We start from the raw sequence: 21,454 nt of genomic DNA on the forward strand, positions 1-21,454 counted from the left end.
TGAGAAATTGCTTTTACCGGTAATGGTTGGGTTACAAAGGTGGTATGTTAAAATGCTGGGTACAAAGAAAATTAAAGAATTAATGATTCCTTTATCTGAATACCCGAAAGTATACGATGACGATAGTTTAAGGGACGCCATTAGTAGCTTGAAGGCATTCAGAGCCGGTGATAATAGACATCGCTCGGTTTTGGTGTTCAGCAGAACAAAAAAGATTAATAATGAAGAGAAGCTGGTGGGCATATTAACGGTCAGAGATATATTAAATCATATAAAAGGTAAAACCTTAAGTTATAACGGTGCGGAACTATTTGCCGTATCCTGGTCCAGATTCTATCATAAAGAGCCGTTAAAGAAGTCGGTGGTAACTAAAGTTGGAGATGTAATAAGCCCCCTGGTACAGGCATTTGTTCAGTCAGAACAGAGTGTAACCGATGCTATACGTTTGATGATGACAAAAAACGTCAACATTCTGCCTGTGTTCGAGGGCCAAAAGGCAGTTGGGGTTATCCGGGGGATTGACTTGCTGGATTACATTTGGGATATGTGTGAGTAAGGACCGTTTACTGCTGTATAAAAGGCCGGTAGGCGGTTTTTTTCTGTAACAGTTTTGTAATAAATATTTAACTCCTTTTTACATCAGTGAAACATTTCAAATTTATACTAAACCCAAGCGGCAAAGTGTAAGACTATTATTCTATATCCAAGGAGGGAATTATTTATAATGAATAATAAGAAAGGCATCAGGTTGGAGGGAATGGTGACCCTGGTGGCGGTGCTGGCATTGTTAACCCTTGCCCTGGTGGCCTGCGCTCCCAATAATAATGCCGCCTCCCAGGGGGGTAACCAAAACCCGGGCGTTACCCGGGGGGGTAGCCCTGCGGGTGGCGGTGCGCCCGGTCCCAATGACGACATCAGTGCCAAACCGGCCAAAACCCGTCAAAAGGTCACCCTTTATTTCAGTGACGACCAGGCTATGTACCTGGTGCCGGAGGAAAGAACAGTGACCAAAGGGGATGAATTGCTGGAAGCCGTGATTATCAGGGAATTAATCAGCGGTCCCCAAAAGGATAACCTGGAGCGGACCATACCTGAGGGAACCAAGCTGCTTTCAGTATCCGTGGTAAACGGTGTGGCCTATGTTAACTTCTCCAAAGAATTTCAAACCAAACACTGGGGCGGATCGGCAGGCGAGATCATGACCCTGTACTCGGTGGTAAATTCTCTGGCCAGGCTACCGGGTATTGAAAAGGTCCAGTTCCTGCTGGAAAGCGATAAAAAAGAAAGTATTTTAAACGGCAATATGGACACCACCGTGCCCCTGGAACCGGATTACAGTTTGGTGGCCAAGTAAAGTTTCAATTTTTACCGGTTCATGCATTTTTATATATGCCGGCAGTTTTATTAAAATAAATAAATTACGCAAAAAAATGATAATTATCTTGTTTTTGTGGCGTGCTCAGTTTAAAATCTGGGCATTTTTTTATAGCATAAAAATGATTTTAAAAGGAATACTAGAAACACTTATTGGGTATGATAGCTTGTTAAAATTTTTCTAATAAATTTTACGTGGAGGTGACGGTTTTGGCAGCAGATTCAACAAACAGCTTAATGACATTGGAGCATGTACTACCGGATTTAATGAGCAAAACAGCCGCCACCGGTTTGGTGCCGCGGGAATTGCAAGCTTATGTGGCCCCGGCGCTGGAGGAATTTAGAAATGAAATGGCCTCGGAATTGGGTATGGACGACTATGCCCATATAGATAAAGGAGAACTGCCCAGCCGCCTTAACGGTAAAGTGGGTGGTGGAATGACCAAAAAAATGGTTTCATTTGCTGAAGCGGTGCTGGCATGGAACTATAAAAACCGCACGCTGCTAAATGAAGCGGGGGATAAGCAGCCCGAAATGATAACTGAATAAAACGCTCAGGCACGGTAAAAATGCCGTGTCTTTTATTTTTGTTTAACCAAAGCATATTCTTTAAACAAACCCTTTTAGAAATTTTGTTCATTATAATTCCAATTAATCAGTTAATATGATATAATTTACAAAACTGTTGTCACTACATATTGTAATTAAAGTGCAAAGTAATTCTATATTGCAGGAAGCAGGGGTGATAGTTTTTAAATTTTCAAAATATACTAAATGTAAAGAAAAATAATTATGTTCATAATTAACGGTAATTATAACTCGTATTTGTTAAGGAGGTGTTTTTTTGACTCAACAGAAGATTGGCGCGGTGCTGGTGGTCGGCGGCGGTGTGACCGGTATTCAAGCTGCGCTGGATCTGGCGGAATCGGGTTATTATGTTTACCTGGTGGAAAACTCCCCGGCCATCGGGGGAGTGATGGCGCAGCTGGATAAAACCTTTCCCACCAATGATTGCTCCATGTGTATTCTTTCGCCCAAACTGGTGGAAAGCGGGCGGCACGGAAATATAGAGTTAATTACCAACGCTTGGGTGGACAGTGTGCAGGGAGAGACCGGCAATTTTACAGTTAGCCTGCGGGTTAAACCCCGTTATGTAGACGTGGATAAATGCGTGAGCTGCGGTGTGTGCGCTGAAAAGTGTCCCGTGAAAGTGCCCGACCGGTTTAATGCGGGGTTAAGTGGGCGCAAGGCTATTTATACCAAGTATGCCCAGGCCGTGCCCTCGGCCTATGTTATTGACAGTGAACACTGTCTGTATCTTACCAGGGGACGGGAAAAGGGTAAGGATATCTGCAAACTGTGTGTCAAACATTGTAAAAGCAATGCCATCGATTTTAGCCAGGTGGAGCAAATTAAGGCCCTGCAGGTGGGGGCAATTATACTAAGCTCGGGGTTTGAGCCCTTCAATCCCAGGGATTTTCGCAATTATGGCTACGGTACATATCCCAATGTGCTGACCAGTATTGAATTTGAGCGGATATTAAGCGCCTCGGGTCCTACGGCCGGGCACCTGGTAAGGCCCTCGGACGGCCGGACGCCCCGCCGGATAGCCTGGATTCAGTGCGTGGGATCCCGGGATGTGGCTAAAAGCGGCAATGCTTATTGTTCTTCCGTATGCTGTACCTATGCCCTGAAGGAGGCTATTGTGGCCCTGGAGCACGCCCACGGTGAGCTGGACACCACTATTTTCTATATGGATATGCGGACCTTTGGTAAAGACTTTGAGCGTTACCTGGAACGGGCCAAATATGAATTCGGCGTGCGCCTGGTCCGTTCCCGTATATTCGCGCTTGAACAAGGGGAAGACCAGAGCCTGGCCATCAGGTATGCTTTGCCCGACGGCCGGGTACAGACCGGTGTATTTGATTTGGTGGTACTATCCGTGGGATTGGAGCCCGCCAAATATAATATTGAACTGTCCGGTAAACTGGGTGTTCGCCTGAACAAATACGGATTTTGCCAGTATCCCAACTTTAACCCGGTGAGCACATCCCAGCAGGGTATATTTGCCTGTGGTGCTTTTCAGGGGCCCATGAGCATACCCCGGGCTGTGGTGCAGGCCAGCGCCGCCGCCGGAAATGCCGCGGCCCTGCTAACCGAAGTTAGAAATACGCTGGTGCGCAAACAATCCGTGACGCCTGAACGGGATGTCTCGGGTCAAGAGCCCCGGGTGGGTGTATTTGTCTGCCGCTGCGGGATTAACATCGGCGCGGTGGTGGATGTGCCGGAGGTGGTCGAGTTTGCCCGGGGCTTGCCCGGGGTGGTGCATGCCGAGGAGTGTTTGTTTGCCTGCTCCCAGGATAACCAGCAGAACATCAAACAGTTAATTGCCGGTAAAGGTTTAAACCGGGTAGTCGTGGCCTCCTGTACGCCGCGCACCCACGAGCCCATGTTCCGGCAGACATTGCGGGAGGCGGGTCTGAACCCCTATTTGTTTGAAATGGCCAATATCCGGGAGCACTGTTCCTGGGTGCACAGCGGCAGCAGCGATGTGGCCACCCAAAAGGCCAAAAGCCTGGTGAAGCGGGCGGTATCCCGGGTGGTATTGCAGGAACCCCTGTATGAAATCGATCTGGGGGTTAAACAGGCGGCCTTGGTGGTGGGCGGCGGAGTGGCCGGTATGGAATGCGCTCTGGATTTGGCCCGGCAGGGTATCAAAGTGTACCTGCTGGAGAAAAGGAACGAGCTGGGCGGGCTGACCCGGCGTATTCACTATACCATGGACAGGCGGGATGTGAAGAGCTATTTGCGCGATCTCACCGCCAAAGTTATGGCCCACCCGCTGATTGAGGTGCACTGCAATGCGGTAATCGACGATGTCTACGGTTACGTGGGCAATTATGTCACCGGTTTTACCACCCCGGAAGGTAAGCGGAAGGTAAACCACGGGGTGGCTGTAATTGCCATCGGGGGAGAGGAATATAAACCTGTGGAGTACCTGTACGGCCAGGACCCCCGGGTGATGACCTGTCTTGATTTGGAGGGGTTGATTTGGGAAAACAGCGCGCTGCTGCAGAAGGCCCGCAATGTGGTGATGATACAGTGTGTGGGTTCAAGGGAACCCCAGCGCCCTTACTGCAGCCGGGTATGCTGTTCGGAGAGTGTCAAGAACGCCATTAAACTAAAGGAATCTTATCCGCTGCTCAATGTTTTCGTATTGTGCCGGGATATGCGCACCTACGGGTTCTTTGAGGGTCTATACCAGAAGGCCCGGCGTATGGGGGTTATATTCATCAAATATGCCCAGGACAGCAAACCGCAGGTGGAACAGGTACCGGCTAAAGGGGGCACGGGGCTGCAGGTAACCGTTACGGACCATGTACTGGGGCAACCTGTGGTGATTAATGCCGATATAGTGGCCCTGGCGGCGGCCATTCTGGCCCCGGAGGACGGTGCCGCCATAGCCGGCCTTTTCAAGGTGCCCCGCAATGATGAGGGCTTTTTCCTGGAGGCCCATGTCAAGCTTCGCCCGGTGGACTTTACCACCGACGGTGTTTTTATGTGCGGTTTGGCCCACGCCCCTAAATTAATTGATGAAAGCATTGCCCAGGGCAAGGCGGCGGCGGCCCGGGCCATGACGGTGCTGTCCAGCGAAAACCTGGTGGCCGGCGGGGTGGTGTCCGTTATTGATAAAGACAAATGTTCGGGCTGCCGGATTTGCGTGGGGTTGTGTCCCTACTCCGCCATCTCCTTTAATGAAGAGTTGAAGGTGGCCGAAATTAACCAGGTCCTCTGCAAAGGCTGTGGTGTTTGTGCCTCGGCATGCCCCACCAAAGCTTGTTCCACCAGGAACTTCAGTGATGAAATTATCCTGGCTGAGATAGAGGCACTGTGCACCTGATGGAAGGTGGGTGTCGTTTGTTCACCAAGCATTCGACCGGTTTAATTGAATGACCGGTTATGAAAGGAGGACCATGGATGGAAAATTTCGAGCCCAAAATAATCGGGTTTTTGTGTAACTGGTGCAGTTATGCCGGGGCGGATTTGGCCGGGGTCAGCCGGCTGCAGTACCCGGCCAACCTGCGGGTGGTGCGGGTAATGTGCTCCGGGCGTGTGGATCCCACCTTTGTGTTCAAGGCGCTGGACGGGGGCGCGGACGGGGTGCTCATCGCAGGGTGCCACCCCGGAGATTGCCATTATTCGGACGGTAATTACAATACCATGAAGCGTTACCCGCTGATGCTGCAAGTGCTGGAGCAAATGGGCGTGGATAAAAGACGGGTGCGGTTGGAGTGGATTTCAGCCGCCGAGGGGCCGCAGTTTGCCAGTATTGTCAATGAGTTTACCGAGCAAATCCGGCAATTGGGTCCCTTTAAGAAAGGGGAGCGCACCGAAAGGGGGGCTGAAGTTGGCTAAACTGAAATTGGCCCTTTACTGGGCCGCCGCTTGCGGTGGCTGTGACGTGGCCGTGCTGGACGTGCACGAAAAGATTTTGGACATTGCCGGTGTGGCGGATATAGTGTTATGGCCCGTGGCCACCGACCACAAGTACGCCGATGTGGAAAAAATGGCGCCGGGCAGCATAGATGTGTGCCTGTTCAACGGTGCGGTGCGCAATTCGGAAAACGAGCATATGGCCAGGTTGCTGCGGGAGAAATCCAGGGTGATGGTTGCCTTCGGCAGTTGCGCGGTGTCCGGCGGCATACCGGCCCTGGCCAACTTCAAGCAGCGGGAGGATATTTTGCAGCGGGTATACATGGATACCCCTTCCACCGTTAATCCCGGGCAGGTGCTGCCGGTTACCGGCTGCCCGGTGAACGAGGGTGTTTTGCACCTGCCCGAGTTTTTTGATTTTGTGCACAGCCTGAACCAGGTGGTGGAGGTGGATTACTACGTGCCGGGCTGCCCGCCCACCGCCCAGCGGATCTGGGAAGTGGTGCAGGCCATTGCTGCGGGCAATTTGCCCGGGGCGGGAGCCACCGTGGGTGCATTGGAAAAATCTTTGTGTGATGAATGCCCCCGGGAAAAAAGCAATAAGAAAATCAAGCGTTTTTACCGCAGCCACGAAATTATACCCGACCCCCACCGGTGCCTGCTGGAACAGGGTTTACTGTGCATGGGTCCGGTAACCCGGGGCGGGTGCGGAGCCCAGTGTATCAACGCCAATATGCCCTGCCGGGGCTGTTACGGGCCGCTGCCCGGGGTAATTGACCAAGGGGCCAAGTATATCAGCAGTATCGGTGCGGTTATAGACGCGCGCACGCCCGAAGAAGCGGAGGAGATACTGGCGGGTATTGCCGACCCGGCGGGCACCTTTTACCGTTTTGGCATGGCCACAGCACTATTGAAGGGGGCGAACAGGTAGTGGGCAGAAGAATAACCATTGATCCCATCACCCGGCTGGAGGGACACGGTAAAATAGAAATTTTCCTGGATGAAGCCGGTGCCGTGGATAACGTGTATTTCCAAATACCCGAACTGCGGGGTTTTGAAAAGTTTTGCGAAGGCCGACCGGTGGAGGAACTGCCCCGGATTGTCAGCCGTATTTGCGGCGTCTGACCGGGGGCGCACCATATGGCCTCGGGTAAGGCCAACGATGCGGTTTTCGGGGTGCAAGTGCCTTCAGCGGCCAAGAAACTGCGGGAGTTGTTTTACAGCGCCCATTTCTTGCACAGTCATATCGCCCATTTTTATGCCCTGGCCGCCCCGGACTTTGTGCTGGGGCCGGATGCCGACCCCGCCCAGCGCAATATTCTGGGGGTGGTAAATAAAGTGGGCCTGGAAATCGGGGGTGAGGTGATCAAACACCGGGCCTATGCCCAGGATATCCAGGCCATGCTGGGAGGTAAAGCCACCCACCCGGTGTGGGTGCTGCCGGGGGGTGTCAGCAAGGGATTGACCGAAGAGGAGCGCCGCAAGGTGGAGGAGATGGCCCGCTCCTGTGTGGAGTTTGCCAAGTTCTCCCTCAAGTTGTTTGACGATGTGGTTTTGAAAAACAAAAGTTACGTGGAATTAATCTTAAGCGATGGTTACCGGTTGGTGACCAATTACATGGGTCTGGTGGACGCCAACAATAAAGTGAACTTTTATGACGGCCAGGTGCGTATAGTGGATACAAAGGGATTAGAGATAGGTAAATACAGCCCCGGTGAATACCTGGACTATGTCAGCGAACACGTGGAACCCTGGAGTTACCTGAAGTTCCCCTACCTCAAAAAGCACGGCTGGACAGGTTTCACCGAGGGACCGGGCACGGGCATTTACCAGGCGGCTCCCCTGGCCAGGCTTAACGCCGCGGATGGTATGGCCACCCCGGTGGCCCAGGAAGCCTATGAAAAATTCTTCGACACGCTGGGTGGCAAGCCCGTTCATGCGGTACTGGCAGCCCACTGGGCGCGCCTGGTGGAGCTTGTCTACGCGGCGGAACGCCTGCTGGAGTTGAGCCTGGACGAAGAAATCACCAGCCCGGATATTCGGGTCATCCCCACCGCCACACCGGACGAGGGCGTGGCTATTATCGAGGCACCCCGGGGAACCCTGACCCACCACTATAAAACCGACGCCAACGGTTTGGTTACTGCGGTGAACTTGATTGTGGGCACCACCAACAACCACGCGCCCATTTACATGGCCGTCAAAAAGGCGGCCCAGGCCGTGATCAAACCCGGCGTTGAGATAACCCAGGGCCTGCTCAACAGGGTGGAAATGGCCTTCCGTTCCTACGACCCCTGCTTCAGCTGCGCCACCCACGCCATCTACGGTGAAGTGCCGCTGCAGGTGGTGGTATACAACGCCTCGGGCAAGCCCCTGACAAAAATTCCTTCATGACGTTTTGGGCCTAAAAGGGCATGGACATAAGATTGAAAGGTCAAAAGAAAGATAAATGCTTTAAATTGCTTGCCGTTTTTTTTCAAACGGCAAGCAATTTAAGGTGCTAAAATTACATAAAACGGGTCAGGATGGTAATGTAGATGAAAAAAAACACTAATATATATATCATCGGCTGCGGCAACGAGCTGGCCGGTGATGACGGCGTTGGTATTGCCGTGGTGCGCAGATTGATGGCCGAAACCAAACTGCCCGGCGGGGTACAAATCATAGAGGCGGGTATTCCCGGACTTTCCCTGGTGGAACTGATGCTGGGTGCGAATAAAGTAATACTGGTGGATTCCTTCCTGGGAGGTACTGCACCGGGCACAGTGCGATGCTTCGGGGAGGAAGAACTGCCACCGCCCAGCTATAACGCTGGCCAATCCCACGGTATTGGTTTGCGGGAGGCCCTTTCCTTCGCCCGTGGAGTGATGCCCGGCAATTTCCCCGAGCAAGTTGTGGTGGTGGGAGTGGAAATTGAGCGTCCCCTAAGATGGGTACAGGGACTTTCCCCGGCGGTGGAGGCAGCGGTGGAACAGGCCATGGATATGGTGGTTACGCAATTAAACACGTGGCGGTAAATTGGAAGCGGGGTCTTAGCGGTGCATGAATTATCTTTAATCCACGCCCTTATTGATACGGTGGTCCAAAGCGCCAGGGAAAACGGCATCACAAAAGTGACCAAAGTTAAACTGGTGGTGGGGGAAAGCCACGGTGCGCTGCCCGATGCACTGCAATTCGCCTTTGATATATTAACGGTGGATACTGTTTGTGCAGGTGCGGAACTGGCCATAGAAAAAAATGCCCTGCTGTTAAAATGCCGGGAGTGCGCCCGGGAATTTCACCCGGAAGGTTATCTGTTCTGCTGTCCCGGCTGCGGGGTGTCGAATGCTGCGCTGGTTAAGGGTAATGAGCTATATGTTGAATACTTTGAAGGTGAATGAAATGACGGGCCTGCCTTGCGGAAGAATATTTTATAGTAGCGGGGCATGATTGTGTCTGTAGACATTAATGAAATGAAACACGGGTCCAAAATGAAAGGAACGGTTAGTAAATTGAGAATAATTGTGGGCAGAGATTTATTGCACGCTAATGCAGGGCGGGCTGTGGAAAACCGGGCGCTGCTCGATAAAAATAGAGTGGTTGCAGTCAATTTGATTAGTTCCCCCGGTTCGGGTAAGACCACCTTGCTGGAAAAGACCGCGGAGCTGTTGCGGGGCAAAATGAGCATCGGCGTAGTGGTTGGGGATTTGTATACGGCCCGGGACGCCCAGCGGATTGAAAGGGCCGGGGTAACGGCGGTACAAATCAACACCGCCGGGTTGTGTCATCTTACCGCCGATATGGTGGGCCGGGCGCTGCAGGAAATGCCCCTGGCCCGACTTGACATATTATTTGTTGAAAACGTCGGCAATTTGGTTTGCCCGGCGGCCTTTGATCTGGGGGAACATGTCAAGGTGGCGCTGCTCAGCGTTACCGAGGGCATTGACAAGCCGGCCAAGTATCCCGGCATATTCAGGGAGGCGGCGGCCACTGTGATCAGTAAAGCTGATTTATTGCCCTATACCGATTTTGACTTGCCTGCTTGTCTCGGGGAAATGCGGCAGATTAACGGTGGACAACAGGTATTTGTGACTTCGGCCCGCTCCGGGCAAGGCCTTGACCGGTGGTGCCACTGGCTCGGGCAGCTGGCCGGGGATAACTTGCCCCCGGTGGAGGCTGGCGGCAGCTATACGGGTGGCACCGGCGGTTAGTATTCTCCGGCGCATTTGATCACCGGATGGAGTGGCGGTGGGGGTAAAATAGATTATAAATGCAGTTTAAAAAGAGAAGGACGGTGGCGGCAATGTGCCTGGGAATACCCGCAATGGTGGTGGAAGTGCCTGAAAAACAGTGGGCGGTTATCGAGGTCGAGGGCGTCAGGCGCAAGGTGGGCCTGCATCTGGTGGGGGAGGTGGCCCCCGGGGATTACCTGATGGTGCACGCCGGCTTTGCGGTGGAAAAGCTGGAACTGGCGGAAGCCGAGGCCAGGCTGGCCATATGGAAGGAGTTACTGGATTTTGAACGTGCTGAAGAGGCTTAATGATCCGCAATTAGGCCGGGAAATGATTCGGAAAGTCAGGGAGCGGGCGGCCCGCTTAACCGAGCGCCTGGGCCGGGCGGTGACGTTGATGGAAGTCTGCGGCACCCATACCATGGCGGTCTCGGGCACCGGTTTGCGCGGCCTGCTGTCCGGCCTGGTGGAATTGCGCAGCGGCCCGGGTTGTCCGGTGTGTGTAACCCCGGCCCGGGATATCGAACAAATAATTGCCTTTGCCCGGTTGTCCGGGGTGACAGTGGCTACCTTTGGCGATATGGTGCGGGTGCCGGGCGCGCAGTCCTCGCTGGAGAGGGAGCGGGCCGGGGGCGCCAGGGTGCAGATTGTTTATTCACCGGCGGATGCCCTGCAGCTGGCCAGGGACAATCCCCGCTGGGAGGTAATATTTATCGGGGTGGGTTTTGAGACTACAGCGCCATTGGCTGCGGTCAGTATTAAACAAGCCGCTGAGCTTGGTTTGACTAACTTCAGTATCTATTCCGTACATAAACTGGTGCCCCCGGTGATGGGGGCTTTGCTTGGAGCCGGGGACCTCAAGGTGGACGGGTTTATTCTGCCGGGGCACGTTTGCGCGGTGACGGGCAGCCGGGCCTTTGCCTTTATCGGGGAGGAGTATGGCATTCCGGCGGTGGTGGCAGGATTTACCCCGGTGGATATTTTGGATGCCCTGTACGTCCTGCTGGACCTAATACAGGCCGGTGACCATCGGGTTGTTAACGGGTACCGCTGGGTGGTTCGGGATGATGGCAATTTAAAAGCCCAAAGGGCCATCACAGATTGCTTTTATACCGGTGATGCGGCATGGCGTGGTTTTGGCGTTGTTGAAGGAAGCGGGTTATTCATCAGGGATCAATATGCCCAGTACGATGCCACGCAAAAGTTTGCAGGGGCCGGGCCGGCGAGTGTTGCCGGTCCCGGTCTGGCGACGGAAAGGGTGGGCAAAAGTACAACCACCGGCGGTTTTGGGACGGGTGATTTTCTTGAGCCGCGGGGCTGCCGCTGTGGTGAACTTTTAAGAGGTCTAATCACCCCTCCGGACTGCGCTCTGTTCGGTGGCAAATGTACCCCGGCCAGCCCCGCCGGCCCCTGCATGGTTTCGTCCGAAGGGGCCTGCGCCGCCTACTACCGGTATGTTACCAACCAACCTCGTTTGCCGGGTGTTGTAAACGCCAATTCCGGCGCCGCCGGTTCCGGTGCCGGGTGTAGAAAGGTTGAATTGTGAAATTTAATAAACAAATGTATAAGCATTAAACAATTATGAACAAAGCGCCTAAAGGGATATATCCCGCACGGGTTTCATTTAGATAAATACAAAGCGTAAGAAATATAAACGAAAGTACGTAAGTTTTAAATTAGTTGTGGTTTTAATGGGCATGTGTAGCCGATAAAAGTTACTCTAAGAAAGTTTAAGTCTGACCCCGAGGTGATGATATGGCGGTTGTTTTGTTGGCCCATGGTGACGGGGGGCTTTTGACCAGGGAACTGGTGGAGGGTGTATTTTTAAAATACTTTAATAACCCGCAGCTCCGGCAGCTATCAGATAGTGCGGTATTGAGCTTGCCCGGGGGACGTCTGGCCATGACCACCGATGCCTTTGTGGTGGAACCCATTTTTTTTCCCGGTGGGGATATCGGCAAGCTGGCGGTGTGCGGTACGGTAAATGATCTGGCGGTAAGCGGGGCGTTGCCCCTGTATATGACCGCCTCCTTTACCATTGAAGAGGGCTTCCGGCTGGCTGATCTGGAAAGGGTGGTAGCATCCATGGCGGCGGCCTGTACCGAAGCCGGGGTTGAGGTGGTGGCCGGGGATACCAAAGTGGTGCCCCGGGGACATGTGGACAAACTTTTTATCACCACGGCGGGAGTGGGCCTGGTACCCGAAAAAGTGGATTGGGGATATCACCGCCCGGTGCCCGGAGATGCCGTGCTGGTTAACGGCAGCCTGGGCAATCATGGTTTAACTGTACTGGCAGCCAGGGAAAACCTGGGCCTGGATGGTGCCCTGGCCAGTGACTGTGCGCCGTTGAACAATATCATCAAGCTGCTCCAAAAGCACTGCCCCGGCATTAAAATGATGCGTGATTTGACCAGGGGAGGGCTGGCCACCGCCGCTAAAGAAATAGCAGAAGCTTGCGGGCTGGATATATGCTTGCAGGAAGAGGCGCTGCCGCTGGACCCGGTAGTGCGGGGGGCGGCGGATATTCTGGGCCTGGACCCGCTGTACCTGGCCAATGAGGGGAAATTTTTGGCAATTATAGATCCGGCCCAGGCCGCGAAGGCAGTGGATATATTGAGCCAGAACTCCTATGGGCGTAATGCGCGGGTAATTGGCGAAGTATGTGCGGGCAGCGGCAATGTTTATTTACAAACACCCCTGGGCGGCACCAGGCTCCTAAGCCTGCAGGCAGGCCAGCCCCTGCCCAGGATTTGCTGATAACCGGCGCGCTGCGCTGTGCTTTGAATAAAAAGGGTATTTTGCATTATAATTGAAATAAAGGAGGGCGAAATGCAGGTGAAAAAAGCCAGGGATATAATGACCACTAAAGTAATAACCGTCAGCCCCCAGGATGATGTGGAGAAGATGGCGCGTTTACTGCTGGATCACAATATCAGTGGCCTGCCTGTGGTGGACGACAGCGGGAAACTGGTGGGAGTTATAAGCGAAGCTGATTTGGTATTCCGGGAGAAACGCGTTAGAAACCCGTTTTTTGTTGTTCTTTTTGACAGCCCTATTTATTTGGAGAACCCCAACAGATTACGTGAGGATATCAAACGTACCGCTGCCCGTAAGGTGGGCGAGCTGATGTCAACCAGGCTTCATACCGTTGGCCCCGAAGCCACTGTTACGGATGTGGCCACATTGATTGCGGATAAGGGCATTAACCGGGTGCCGGTGGTGGGTGACGATGGCAAGCTTATCGGTATCATCAGCCGGCAGGATATTATCAGAGCCAGTTTTAGCAATGAGGGATAGTTGTGGGTGAAATTGTAGCCAGGGAAATCTCTATCACCGGTGTTGTCCAGGGTGTGGGCTTCAGGCCTTTTGTTTATAACCTGGCCCGGTCTTATAATTTAACAGGTACGGTATGCAACACGGGCCGGGGGGTGCTGGTATATGTGGAAGGCCCGCCGGAAAGCGTGGCGGGATTCACCGGGGCACTGCGGGCAAACCCGCCGTTTTTAGCCCGGATTCACCATTGCGAAATTACCAACTGCCCTCCCCGGGGTGGGGCCGGTTTTTCCATTATACACACCCGGGGCGGTGCCACCGGTGAATCGGTGGTTCCCCCGGATGTAGCCACTTGCCCGGACTGCCGCCGGGAAATTAAGGATCCGTCCGACCGGCATTACCGGTACCCCTTTACCAACTGTACCAGCTGTGGTCCCCGGTTTACAATAGTAAAAAATTTACCCTATGACCGGCCGGGCACTGCCATGGCCGGTTTTACCATGTGCCCGTCCTGTGCTGCCGAATATCATGACCCCGCCCACAGGCGCTTCCATGCCCAGCCCGTGGCTTGCCCGGACTGCGGTCCCCGGGTGGAGTTGGTGGACCGTCATGGCAGGGTAGTGGAGGGTGATTGGCTTGGCGAAACCGGGCGGTTGCTGGAAGAGGGTAAAATAATAGCTGTCAAGGGACTGGGGGGCTTTCACCTGGCCTGCAGCGGGGTAGACCCTGTCGCCGTGCAGCGCCTGCGCCGCCGTAAGGGGCGGCCGGCCAGGCCGCTGGCGGTGATGTGCCGGGATCTGGCGGTGGTGCGGGAGCACTGCCGGGTGACGCCCCGGGAGGAGGCGCTGCTATGTTCCCCGGCGGCCCCTATTGTAATCTTGCAAAGAAAGACTTCCTCAACTCTGCCCCGGGAATTGGCTCCGGGTTTAAATAGCATCGGGGTGATGCTACCCTATACCCCGCTGCACATTTTACTTTTGCAAAACGGCCCGGCGGTTCTGGTGATGACCAGCGGTAACCGCAGCGGCCTGCCCCTGGTCAAGGATAACGGGCAGGCACTTGCCCGGCTGGGTGACGTGGTGGATTATTTTCTATGGCATGACCGGGATATTGTCAACCGTTGCGATGATTCGGTGGTTGGGCTGGTTGACGGGCAGGTGCAGTTTTTGCGCCGTTCCCGGGGATATGTGCCGCAGCCGGTTACGGTGTTGCCGGCTGGCGAAAATACCGGAAGGCCCGGCCAGGGAAAAAAAGAACCCGTCCCGGAAACCGGGGTGCGCCGGGAGATAACCGTTCTGGGGGCGGGCGGGGATATGAAGAATACCTTCTGCCTGCTTAAAGGGAACCGGGCTTATCTGAGCCCGCATATCGGTGCGGTTGATGTGGTGGAAGGAATGGAAAATTATCGCACCAGCCTGGCGAATTTTAGCCGTTTGATTCAGGCCTGCCCGCAGGTTGTGGGCTACGATTTGCACCCTGATTACCACAGTTCCCGCATAGCCCGGGAACTGGCGGATAATGCCATTGCCGTGCAGCACCATCATGCCCACATGGCATCGTGTATGGCTGAACACGGCCTGGAGGGGCAGGTTATCGGGGTTGTTTTAGATGGTACGGGGTACGGCCCGGATGGCTGTATCTGGGGTTTTGAGGTGCTTGTGGGTGATTACCTGGACTTTTCCCGCCGGTGGCATCTTGCATACATACCTTTGCCCGGCGGCGAGCAAGCTGTGCGCAACCCGTGGATGACCGCCGTTGCTTACCTGGTGACGGCGCTGGGGGAACGGGGCTACAAAGTGGCGGAAAAACTGTTTCCCCACCGTTTAAATGAAATAGCTGTTATTGGTCAAATGCTCCGGGCGGAAATTAACTCACCCCTTGCTTCCAGCTGTGGCCGGTTCTTTGATGCTGCAGCAGCATTACTGGGTGTTTGCCCGGTAAATACGTACGATGGCCAGGCCGCCGTTGAATTGGGGGAACTGGTACCTTGCTGTTTTGATGGTACCCGGTCCCCGGACGGGTTAAAGCCGGCATCTTCCCCGGATAAAACTGCGGGAGAACCAGCATCAGCCGGATATTTTAAAGCCGCCCTTGCCCCGTATCCATTTAACTTAAACAACGGAATAATTAAAACTGGTGCTACCGTAGCGGCGTTGGTGCGGGATATTGAGCGCGGTCTTGCCCCGGCACTTATCGCCCGGCGCTTCCATGATACGATAATCAGTATGGTGGTACAGGCGGTGGAAAAGGTGCGTTCCCAAAGCGGCCCCGACCGGGTGGTGCTAAGCGGCGGTTGCTGGCACAACCGGTATATGCTTACGGCGGTGTGCAAAATACTTGGTGACAAAGGCTATCAAGTTTACCGGCATGTTAAAGTACCCACCGGTGACGGCGGTATAAGCCTGGGGCAGGCCATGGTGGCCGCCAGGAAATATTTTAATCAAGGGCGCGGGTAGCAAAAAAAATACACGTAAAATGAAGCGGCAAGCGGGTACCACCCACGCTTGCCGCATTTTCTTATGCCTAGAGTTTTTCCGCCGCATGCTGTAATTCACCCGCGTAAAAGAATTCTATGGGGCAGATTGTTAAAAGTTATTGCAAATATTGCATATATAATATATAACAATATTGTATTATATCAGCAAAGCGGGGTGACTTGATTGAACGGTTTGTCCTCAGTCAATGCATTAACTGCTTTTTTATTTGGCGGTCTATCATTTTTATCCCCCTGTGTTCTGCCACTGCTGCCCGGTTATCTTTCCTTTATTACCGGTACTGATATCACTACTGCCGAAGGGCCGTCCCGCCGCCGGGCGGTATGGAACAGCACCGGATTTGTACTGGGCTTCAGTCTTTTATTTGTTGCCCTGGGGGCTGCGGCCAGCGGAGCCGGGCAGTGGCTCACCGGCAACCGGGCTTTGTTAACGCAGGTAGCGGGAGTTATAATTATCATCTTTGGTCTACACATCAGTGAAATATTGCCCGTCAAGCTGTTTTACAGGCAGGCCGGGTGGCAGCCCGCCCGGCGGTTTACAGGCTGGCTGGGGGCGTTTTTACTGGGGCTGTCCTTTGCCGCAGGCTGGACTCCATGCGTGGGGCCGGTACTGGCTTCGATACTGTTGCTGGCTGCAAACACCCAAACGCTGTACCAGGGGGTGGCGCTGCTAATCTGGTACTCTCTGGGGTTGGCTGTTCCTTTTTTGCTGGCGGCGCTGGGCATTGGTGTGGTACACAGGTGGCTGGGTAAAATGAATAAGGCCTTGCCTTACATTAATGCTGTCAGCGGCGGCCTTTTAATTGCCATGGGGATACTGCTGCTGCTGGGCCTGTGGGACAGGCTGGTTATGCTGTTTTTCTGAAAAGAAAGGAGAGAGAGTTTCTTGAGACCTAAAATAATCACTGTGCTGGTGGTGGCCGTCATTGTTGCTGCAGGGGTGTGGCTGGCCATGAAGGGTAATAACCAGGCAGCAGTAAATCCACCTGTTACCAGGCTGGCCGGCGAGGTGGCTGTAAGCTTGCCCGCGGGGTCAAAACAAAAGGAACTGCAAAGAGGCCATATGCCCCCTGATTTTTATATTATCAGGGAAAACTTGCAAAACCGGGATCGCCAGTCGAATCAGGCGGAGCAGCAAATCTATGCCTTATCCGATTTTGCTGGCAAGTATGTATTGATTAACTTTTGGAACACCTGGTGTCCGCCCTGCCGGGAGGAAATGCCCGGCTTAAACCGGCTCTACCAGGATTATGCCCAAGAAAATGTGGAGTTTTTGTTTATTAATATTACCGGTAGGGAAAATTCTGTTGCTGATGTTGAAACTTTTCTCGCGGAAAATAATTACTCCTTACCGGTATATCTGGATCGCCGGGGGGAAGTGACCGCTTTGTATGGTGGTGTGCCTGCGATACCAACCACGGTGATTGTCGACCCCCGGGGGCAGGTGGTTTATGCCGCCGCGGGGCCGGTTACATATGAAAAAGCTAAATCATTGCTTGGCTTCTAGCCGAAAAAAATTAGCATTTGAGTTTGTTTGAACAGCCTTAATAAGTATTAATCAGCGGTTCTATATCAAATAAAGCAAGGAATTTTTGCAACTCGTCAATCACTTCAATTAATTCCACGGCCCGGGCTTCGGAGGCATATATGGCCCTGCCGAAGGCGTAGGCACCCTCCCTTTCCGGGCTTTCCTTGCGAGGGGGCATATCATGTTTATTGAACCATCTCTTGGCAATGGTGTAAGGTGTATGAAAGCAAAACCGGTAATCCTGAGAGCAGATCGTGAATTCAAAAAGACTGTAGTATTTGTGTTCCCTGGTGCATTTAAAACACCCGCCGGTTTTATCCAGGTATTCCAGGTAGCTGAGCCGCTGGCTATTGGCTTTGGCGCGGCAATCCGGGCACAAAGTAACCTTGTTGGTACCTTCTATAAAGCTGACCTGCAACAGCTCATCCCGGTGGTAATAATTTTTTACCATGGCGTGCAGTACGGCTTCCTTTAAATCATACAGGTAAGAATCTCCTGCCTTGGCATAATGGTTGAGGTGGTAAAGATAGTAAGCTGCTTTAAGTATTTCTTGCCTGTCCCGGGGTAGTCCATATATATCATTTAAAAATTGCTCTTTGCGGTTGACTTTGTCCCGGTATGACCGGTGCCTGTAGGCTCTGGCCCGGGCCATCCGGTTGGCCCCCCGGTGATAGTTGTCATAACGTTCCCATGCTTGCTTAATTTGTGGCATGAACGGTATCAAAGCCTGCACCTGGGTGCTGTCAAACAGTTGCATGACGCCGTTTTTATAGTTTACTTGCTTTTTTACTTCAAGGCGTCCCTCCCGGGTCAGTCGTTTAATATTATAGGGAGTAATGCCCAGCGCCTGGCTGACCTGGGCCGGGTTAAACAGTTCTTGTTCGGATGGCTTGGTCACGGCAATCCCTCCCGGGGAGAAGTTGGGGGAACTTCCCTGCACACTCGGATATTTTATGTCACAGTCATTAGTTTAACACAACTTTAATGTTCCTAAATACCTTATATACTTTACACGGGGCGGTGCCTGTGTTAGCCTTTATAATGAACTAAAGAAAATTGTGGATAAAAGCTTGCGAGTTATTATCAACTATCAATCAAAGGAAGGTATTGTCATGTCGTTTAAAATTCATGAGCCTTATTTTGTTGATGATTTGGTCGTTTATTTTATCAATGAAAAGGAGGCGTTGGTTACCGACTACGACTGCCGGTGGGAACTGCGGGCCAGCGAAGATAGATGTGAATGCTGTACCTTCAGGTTTAGATCCCGGGTCAAGCCGGGCTTTGTTTGCAGGCACATTGACGCAGTCAGGCGGATGAAACAGCAAAGTTAAAATACCGGTACCTAACAGGTGGGGAGCTGCAATAATATGACCGGCCGGGGGAAAATTAATATTGCGTAGCCAATTGAATTAAGTTAAGCCAGGTTACTATATTTGCGTAAAAAAACGTGAATAAAGGACGGGAGGAAGCAACAAGGAAATGTCACTTAATGTCACTATCCGCTTAAAACTGACCAATCAACCCGGTACACTGGCCCAGGTGCTGGCCGTGATTGCTGCCGAAGGAGGTAACCTGGGTTCTATAGATTTGGTTTCCGCAACTTCCGACTATAAAGTCAGGGAACTGATGGTTTGGTTCAATGACCAGGAGGACCTGGTGGGTTTGATAAATGCACTGGAGAAAATTCCCGGCGTACAGGTAATGCAAGTGGCCGACAGGGTATTTATAAAGCATTTGGGCGGCAAGATTGAAATAAAGGCCAAAAGAGATATCCACGGCCGTGAGGACCTGGGGTTGGTTTATACCCCGGGGGTGGCCAGGGTATCCCGGGCTATAGCCAACGACCCCGAGACTGTTTACCGGCTAACCATGAAGGGCAACTCCGTGGCCATTGTCACCGATGGTACCGCTGTTTTGGGACTGGGTAATGTCGGCCCCCAGGCCGCGCTGCCCGTGATGGAAGGCAAAGCTGTGTTATTTAAAAAGTTTGCCGGTATCGATGCCATACCCCTTTGTCTCAATGTGCACAGCGTAAAGGAAATTGTTGATACGGTGGCGGCCTGCGCACCCGCCTTTGGCGGTATCAACCTTGAGGACATTGCCGCTCCCCGGTGCTTCGCCATCGAGGAGGAGTTGAGCCGGCGGTTGGATATACCGGTTTTTCATGATGACCAGCACGGCACGGCGGTGGTTACCGTGGCCGGACTGCTCAACGCGCTGCGGGTGGTGAACAAGCGTATTGATAAAGTGAAAATAGTAGTAAGTGGCGCGGGCGCGGCCGGAGTGGCCATAACCAGGATGCTGCTTTCAACCGGGGCGCGTCATATCGTGGTATGTGATAGTAAAGGGGCTATAAGCAGGGATAATATGCCGGAAATAGACTCTAAAAAATGGCTGGCCTTGCATACCAATGAGCGCTGTGTACACGGCAGCTTGCGGGAGGTTATCCAGGGAGCCGATGTGTTTATCGGGGTTTCCGCACCGGGTCTGCTGCACCGAGATGATGTATTGCGTATGGCGGAAAAACCGGTTGTTTTTGCCCTGGCCAACCCGGAACCTGAAGTGGAGCCCAGGGAAATTCTGGACATTGCCGGAGTTATTGCCACCGGGCGATCCGATTTTCCCAATCAAATCAATAATGTGCTGGCCTTCCCGGGTATATTCAGGGGGGCACTGGATTGCCATGCCCGTATGATTAACAATGAAATGTGCCTGGCGGCAGCCCGTGTGCTGGCGGATATGGTTACCCCGGAGCAGCTTTCACCGGAGTATATCATCCCTTCGGTTTTTAATGAAGAGGTGTGCCCGGCAGTGGCCCGTGCGGTGCAACAGGCGGCCCGGAGCACGGGCGTATCCCGCAGGTACTTGTACGAAGATAATGAGCAGGGTAAACTGCTAAATTTTGCTACCACCTGAAATATGTAAACCTGAGCCGGCAGGATTTTTCGGCGTTGGAAAGAATTATAGAACAGGCATATGGGTATCAACATCAGCAGGTTTTTTTCCTGCTGATTTACTTTATGGTGCCGCCGGTATGTTTCCGCCTGTAAGCAGTGCAAGGAGGTTCGGAGTTTGGGTAATTTAAAGATCACAAAGCACCGGGGGGTAACCTGTGCCGGTGGTACGGTCAAACTATTCGGGTCACGGCTTGATATTTACATTTACGTGGTGGATGGCCTGCTGGTGGACACCGGCCCCAGCCGGTTTGCTGCGGACTACATTAACTTTTTTCGCACCCAGTCCATTGAGCAAGTGGTGCTGACTCACTTTCACGAGGACCACAGCGGCAACGCCCCCTGGCTGGATAAACAGGGTATTCCCATTTACATTAATCCCGCCTCGGTGCCGTTTTGTTTAAAAAAGGCTCGCCTGCCCCTTTATCGCCGGTATTTTTGGGGTAAACGGGAACCCTTTAAAGCTCAGCCGTTGGGTGATACGTTGCAAACAACCCGCAGAGAGTGGCGGGTGTTGGAGGTGCCCGGGCATTGTATCGATCACATTGCCCTCTATGACCCCCGGGAGGGGGCTATGTATACCGGCGATCTTTTTGTTGCGCCCAAAACAAAAATAATCATGCGGGACGAAAATATACACCAGATTATTCGCTCACTGCAATTATTGCTGCAGTATGATTTCAACACCGTATATTGTGGCCATGCCGGGGTGGTGGAAAACGGCAGGGAAATGGTGACTCGAAAACTACAGTACCTGGAGGAACTGAAGAAAGAAGTGCTGGAACTGCACCGCCGGGGGATGAATATAAGGGCTATAAATAAAAGAATATACCCCAAAACAGCACCGCTTACCTACCTGTCAGGCAAGGAATGGGCTTCGGAGCATATTATCAGATCAATCATCAAAGACAATTAAAGACAATCAAAGACAGCTAAGGACAATTATTAACTTTGCGGTAGGCCCTCCCCATGGAAAAAAGGCCGTTACAAACGGCCTTTAATTAATTGATTATATTCTTATATAAATATAGTGGTTACGCCAATCAAAAAGCCGAAAAATATGATGGCTGGAATAATGTTTTTATTATCCCATTGTGAATAATCCATTCTAAATTCCTCTTGGGCCGGTTCGTCATGTCCATGTGCTGCATGCGGATCCATAATATTCCCTCCCCCAAATGATTTTG

22 protein-coding genes are annotated in these 21,454 nt (G+C 52.7%); 20 read left to right on the top strand and 2 right to left on the bottom strand.

Going from position 1 to position 21,454, the window contains the following annotated elements; genetic code table 11:
- Positions 1–52: 52 nt before the first annotated feature.
- From LX24_RS08650 to LX24_RS08730, 17 genes are all read left to right on the top strand, one after another.
- On the top strand, positions 53–556 hold the full coding sequence (locus LX24_RS08650) for a CBS domain-containing protein (RefSeq protein ID WP_166511739.1): 504 nt from the start codon (positions 53–55) through the stop codon (positions 554–556).
- A gap of 168 nt (positions 557–724) precedes the next feature.
- Positions 725–1,354 (top strand): GerMN domain-containing protein, encoded by a 630-nt coding sequence (locus tag LX24_RS08655; RefSeq protein ID WP_207706570.1) that lies wholly within the window; start codon positions 725–727, stop codon positions 1,352–1,354.
- A gap of 257 nt (positions 1,355–1,611) precedes the next feature.
- Complete coding sequence (locus LX24_RS08660) at positions 1,612–1,923, top strand: alpha/beta-type small acid-soluble spore protein (protein WP_423244332.1); 312 nt, start codon at positions 1,612–1,614, stop codon at positions 1,921–1,923.
- Between the two features lie 295 nt (positions 1,924–2,218).
- Positions 2,219–5,275, top strand: coding sequence for an FAD-dependent oxidoreductase (locus LX24_RS08665; RefSeq protein WP_166511740.1), 3,057 nt, complete (start codon positions 2,219–2,221; stop codon positions 5,273–5,275).
- 77 nt (positions 5,276–5,352) lie between these two features.
- Positions 5,353–5,790: a hydrogenase iron-sulfur subunit gene (locus tag LX24_RS08670; protein WP_166511741.1), complete on the top strand. Its 438-nt coding sequence runs from the start codon at positions 5,353–5,355 to the stop codon at positions 5,788–5,790.
- A complete protein-coding gene (locus LX24_RS08675) occupies positions 5,783–6,739 on the top strand; it encodes an NADH-quinone oxidoreductase subunit B family protein (RefSeq protein ID WP_166511742.1) in 957 nt (318 codons plus the stop codon). The genes LX24_RS08670 and LX24_RS08675 overlap by 8 nt, the downstream gene beginning before the upstream one ends.
- Positions 6,739–8,202 carry a Ni/Fe hydrogenase subunit alpha gene (locus LX24_RS08680; protein ID WP_166511743.1) on the top strand — a complete coding sequence of 488 codons (1,464 nt, stop codon included), beginning with the start codon at positions 6,739–6,741 and terminating at the stop codon, positions 8,200–8,202. The genes LX24_RS08675 and LX24_RS08680 overlap by 1 nt, the downstream gene beginning before the upstream one ends.
- Before the next feature lie 143 nt (positions 8,203–8,345).
- On the top strand, positions 8,346–8,825 hold the full coding sequence (locus LX24_RS08685) for a hydrogenase maturation protease (protein ID WP_166511744.1): 480 nt from the start codon (positions 8,346–8,348) through the stop codon (positions 8,823–8,825).
- A gap of 21 nt (positions 8,826–8,846) precedes the next feature.
- Positions 8,847–9,188, top strand: coding sequence for a hydrogenase maturation nickel metallochaperone HypA (gene hypA, locus LX24_RS08690; RefSeq protein WP_166511745.1), 342 nt, complete (start codon positions 8,847–8,849; stop codon positions 9,186–9,188).
- A 51-nt stretch (positions 9,189–9,239) separates the two neighbouring features.
- On the top strand, positions 9,240–9,998 hold the full coding sequence (gene hypB / locus LX24_RS08695; protein ID WP_341473568.1) for a hydrogenase nickel incorporation protein HypB: 759 nt from the start codon (positions 9,240–9,242) through the stop codon (positions 9,996–9,998).
- A gap of 59 nt (positions 9,999–10,057) precedes the next feature.
- On the top strand, positions 10,058–10,327 hold the full coding sequence (locus tag LX24_RS08700; protein ID WP_243131682.1) for a HypC/HybG/HupF family hydrogenase formation chaperone: 270 nt from the start codon (positions 10,058–10,060) through the stop codon (positions 10,325–10,327).
- Positions 10,311–11,564 carry a hydrogenase formation protein HypD gene (gene hypD / locus LX24_RS08705; RefSeq protein ID WP_243131686.1) on the top strand — a complete coding sequence of 418 codons (1,254 nt, stop codon included), beginning with the start codon at positions 10,311–10,313 and terminating at the stop codon, positions 11,562–11,564. Before LX24_RS08700 ends, hypD begins: the two co-directional genes overlap by 17 nt.
- Positions 11,565–11,773: 209 nt before the next feature.
- Complete coding sequence (gene hypE, locus LX24_RS08710; protein ID WP_166511747.1) at positions 11,774–12,775, top strand: hydrogenase expression/formation protein HypE; 1,002 nt, start codon at positions 11,774–11,776, stop codon at positions 12,773–12,775.
- Between the two features lie 72 nt (positions 12,776–12,847).
- Positions 12,848–13,315 (top strand): CBS domain-containing protein, encoded by a 468-nt coding sequence (locus LX24_RS08715; RefSeq protein WP_243131683.1) that lies wholly within the window; start codon positions 12,848–12,850, stop codon positions 13,313–13,315.
- Positions 13,316–13,317: 2 nt separating this feature from the next.
- On the top strand, positions 13,318–15,747 hold the full coding sequence (hypF, locus tag LX24_RS08720) for a carbamoyltransferase HypF (protein WP_166511748.1): 2,430 nt from the start codon (positions 13,318–13,320) through the stop codon (positions 15,745–15,747).
- A 204-nt stretch (positions 15,748–15,951) separates the two neighbouring features.
- Entirely contained in the window at positions 15,952–16,650 is a 699-nt protein-coding gene (locus LX24_RS08725; protein ID WP_166511749.1) for a cytochrome c biogenesis CcdA family protein, read from the top strand.
- A 21-nt stretch (positions 16,651–16,671) separates the two neighbouring features.
- Positions 16,672–17,292 carry a TlpA family protein disulfide reductase gene (locus tag LX24_RS08730; RefSeq protein ID WP_166511750.1) on the top strand — a complete coding sequence of 207 codons (621 nt, stop codon included), beginning with the start codon at positions 16,672–16,674 and terminating at the stop codon, positions 17,290–17,292.
- A 37-nt stretch (positions 17,293–17,329) separates the two neighbouring features.
- On the opposite strand, the gene LX24_RS08735 is transcribed toward LX24_RS08730, so the two are convergent.
- On the bottom strand, positions 17,330–18,211 hold the full coding sequence (locus tag LX24_RS08735) for a hypothetical protein (protein WP_166511751.1): 882 nt from the start codon (positions 18,209–18,211) through the stop codon (positions 17,330–17,332).
- Between the two features lie 214 nt (positions 18,212–18,425).
- On the opposite strand from LX24_RS08735, the gene LX24_RS08740 reads away from it, so the two are divergent.
- The 3 genes from LX24_RS08740 to LX24_RS08750 all read left to right on the top strand — a co-directional run bounded on the left by LX24_RS08740 (position 18,426) and on the right by LX24_RS08750 (position 21,183).
- Positions 18,426–18,644: a hypothetical protein gene (locus tag LX24_RS08740; protein WP_166511752.1), complete on the top strand. Its 219-nt coding sequence runs from the start codon at positions 18,426–18,428 to the stop codon at positions 18,642–18,644.
- 148 nt (positions 18,645–18,792) lie between these two features.
- Entirely contained in the window at positions 18,793–20,229 is a 1,437-nt protein-coding gene (locus LX24_RS08745; RefSeq protein WP_166511753.1) for an NAD-dependent malic enzyme, read from the top strand.
- 156 nt (positions 20,230–20,385) lie between these two features.
- A complete protein-coding gene (locus LX24_RS08750; protein WP_166511754.1) occupies positions 20,386–21,183 on the top strand; it encodes an MBL fold metallo-hydrolase in 798 nt (265 codons plus the stop codon).
- Between the two features lie 101 nt (positions 21,184–21,284).
- Here LX24_RS08750 and LX24_RS08755 read toward each other — a convergent pair whose 3' ends face one another.
- Positions 21,285–21,428: a hypothetical protein gene (locus tag LX24_RS08755; RefSeq protein ID WP_166511755.1), complete on the bottom strand. Its 144-nt coding sequence runs from the start codon at positions 21,426–21,428 to the stop codon at positions 21,285–21,287.
- Between the last annotated feature and the right edge of the window lie 26 nt (positions 21,429–21,454).

Source organism: Desulfallas thermosapovorans DSM 6562 (assembly GCF_008124625.1).
In the GTDB taxonomy this organism is placed as follows: Bacteria; Bacillota; Desulfotomaculia; order Desulfotomaculales; family Desulfallaceae; genus Sporotomaculum; species Sporotomaculum thermosapovorans.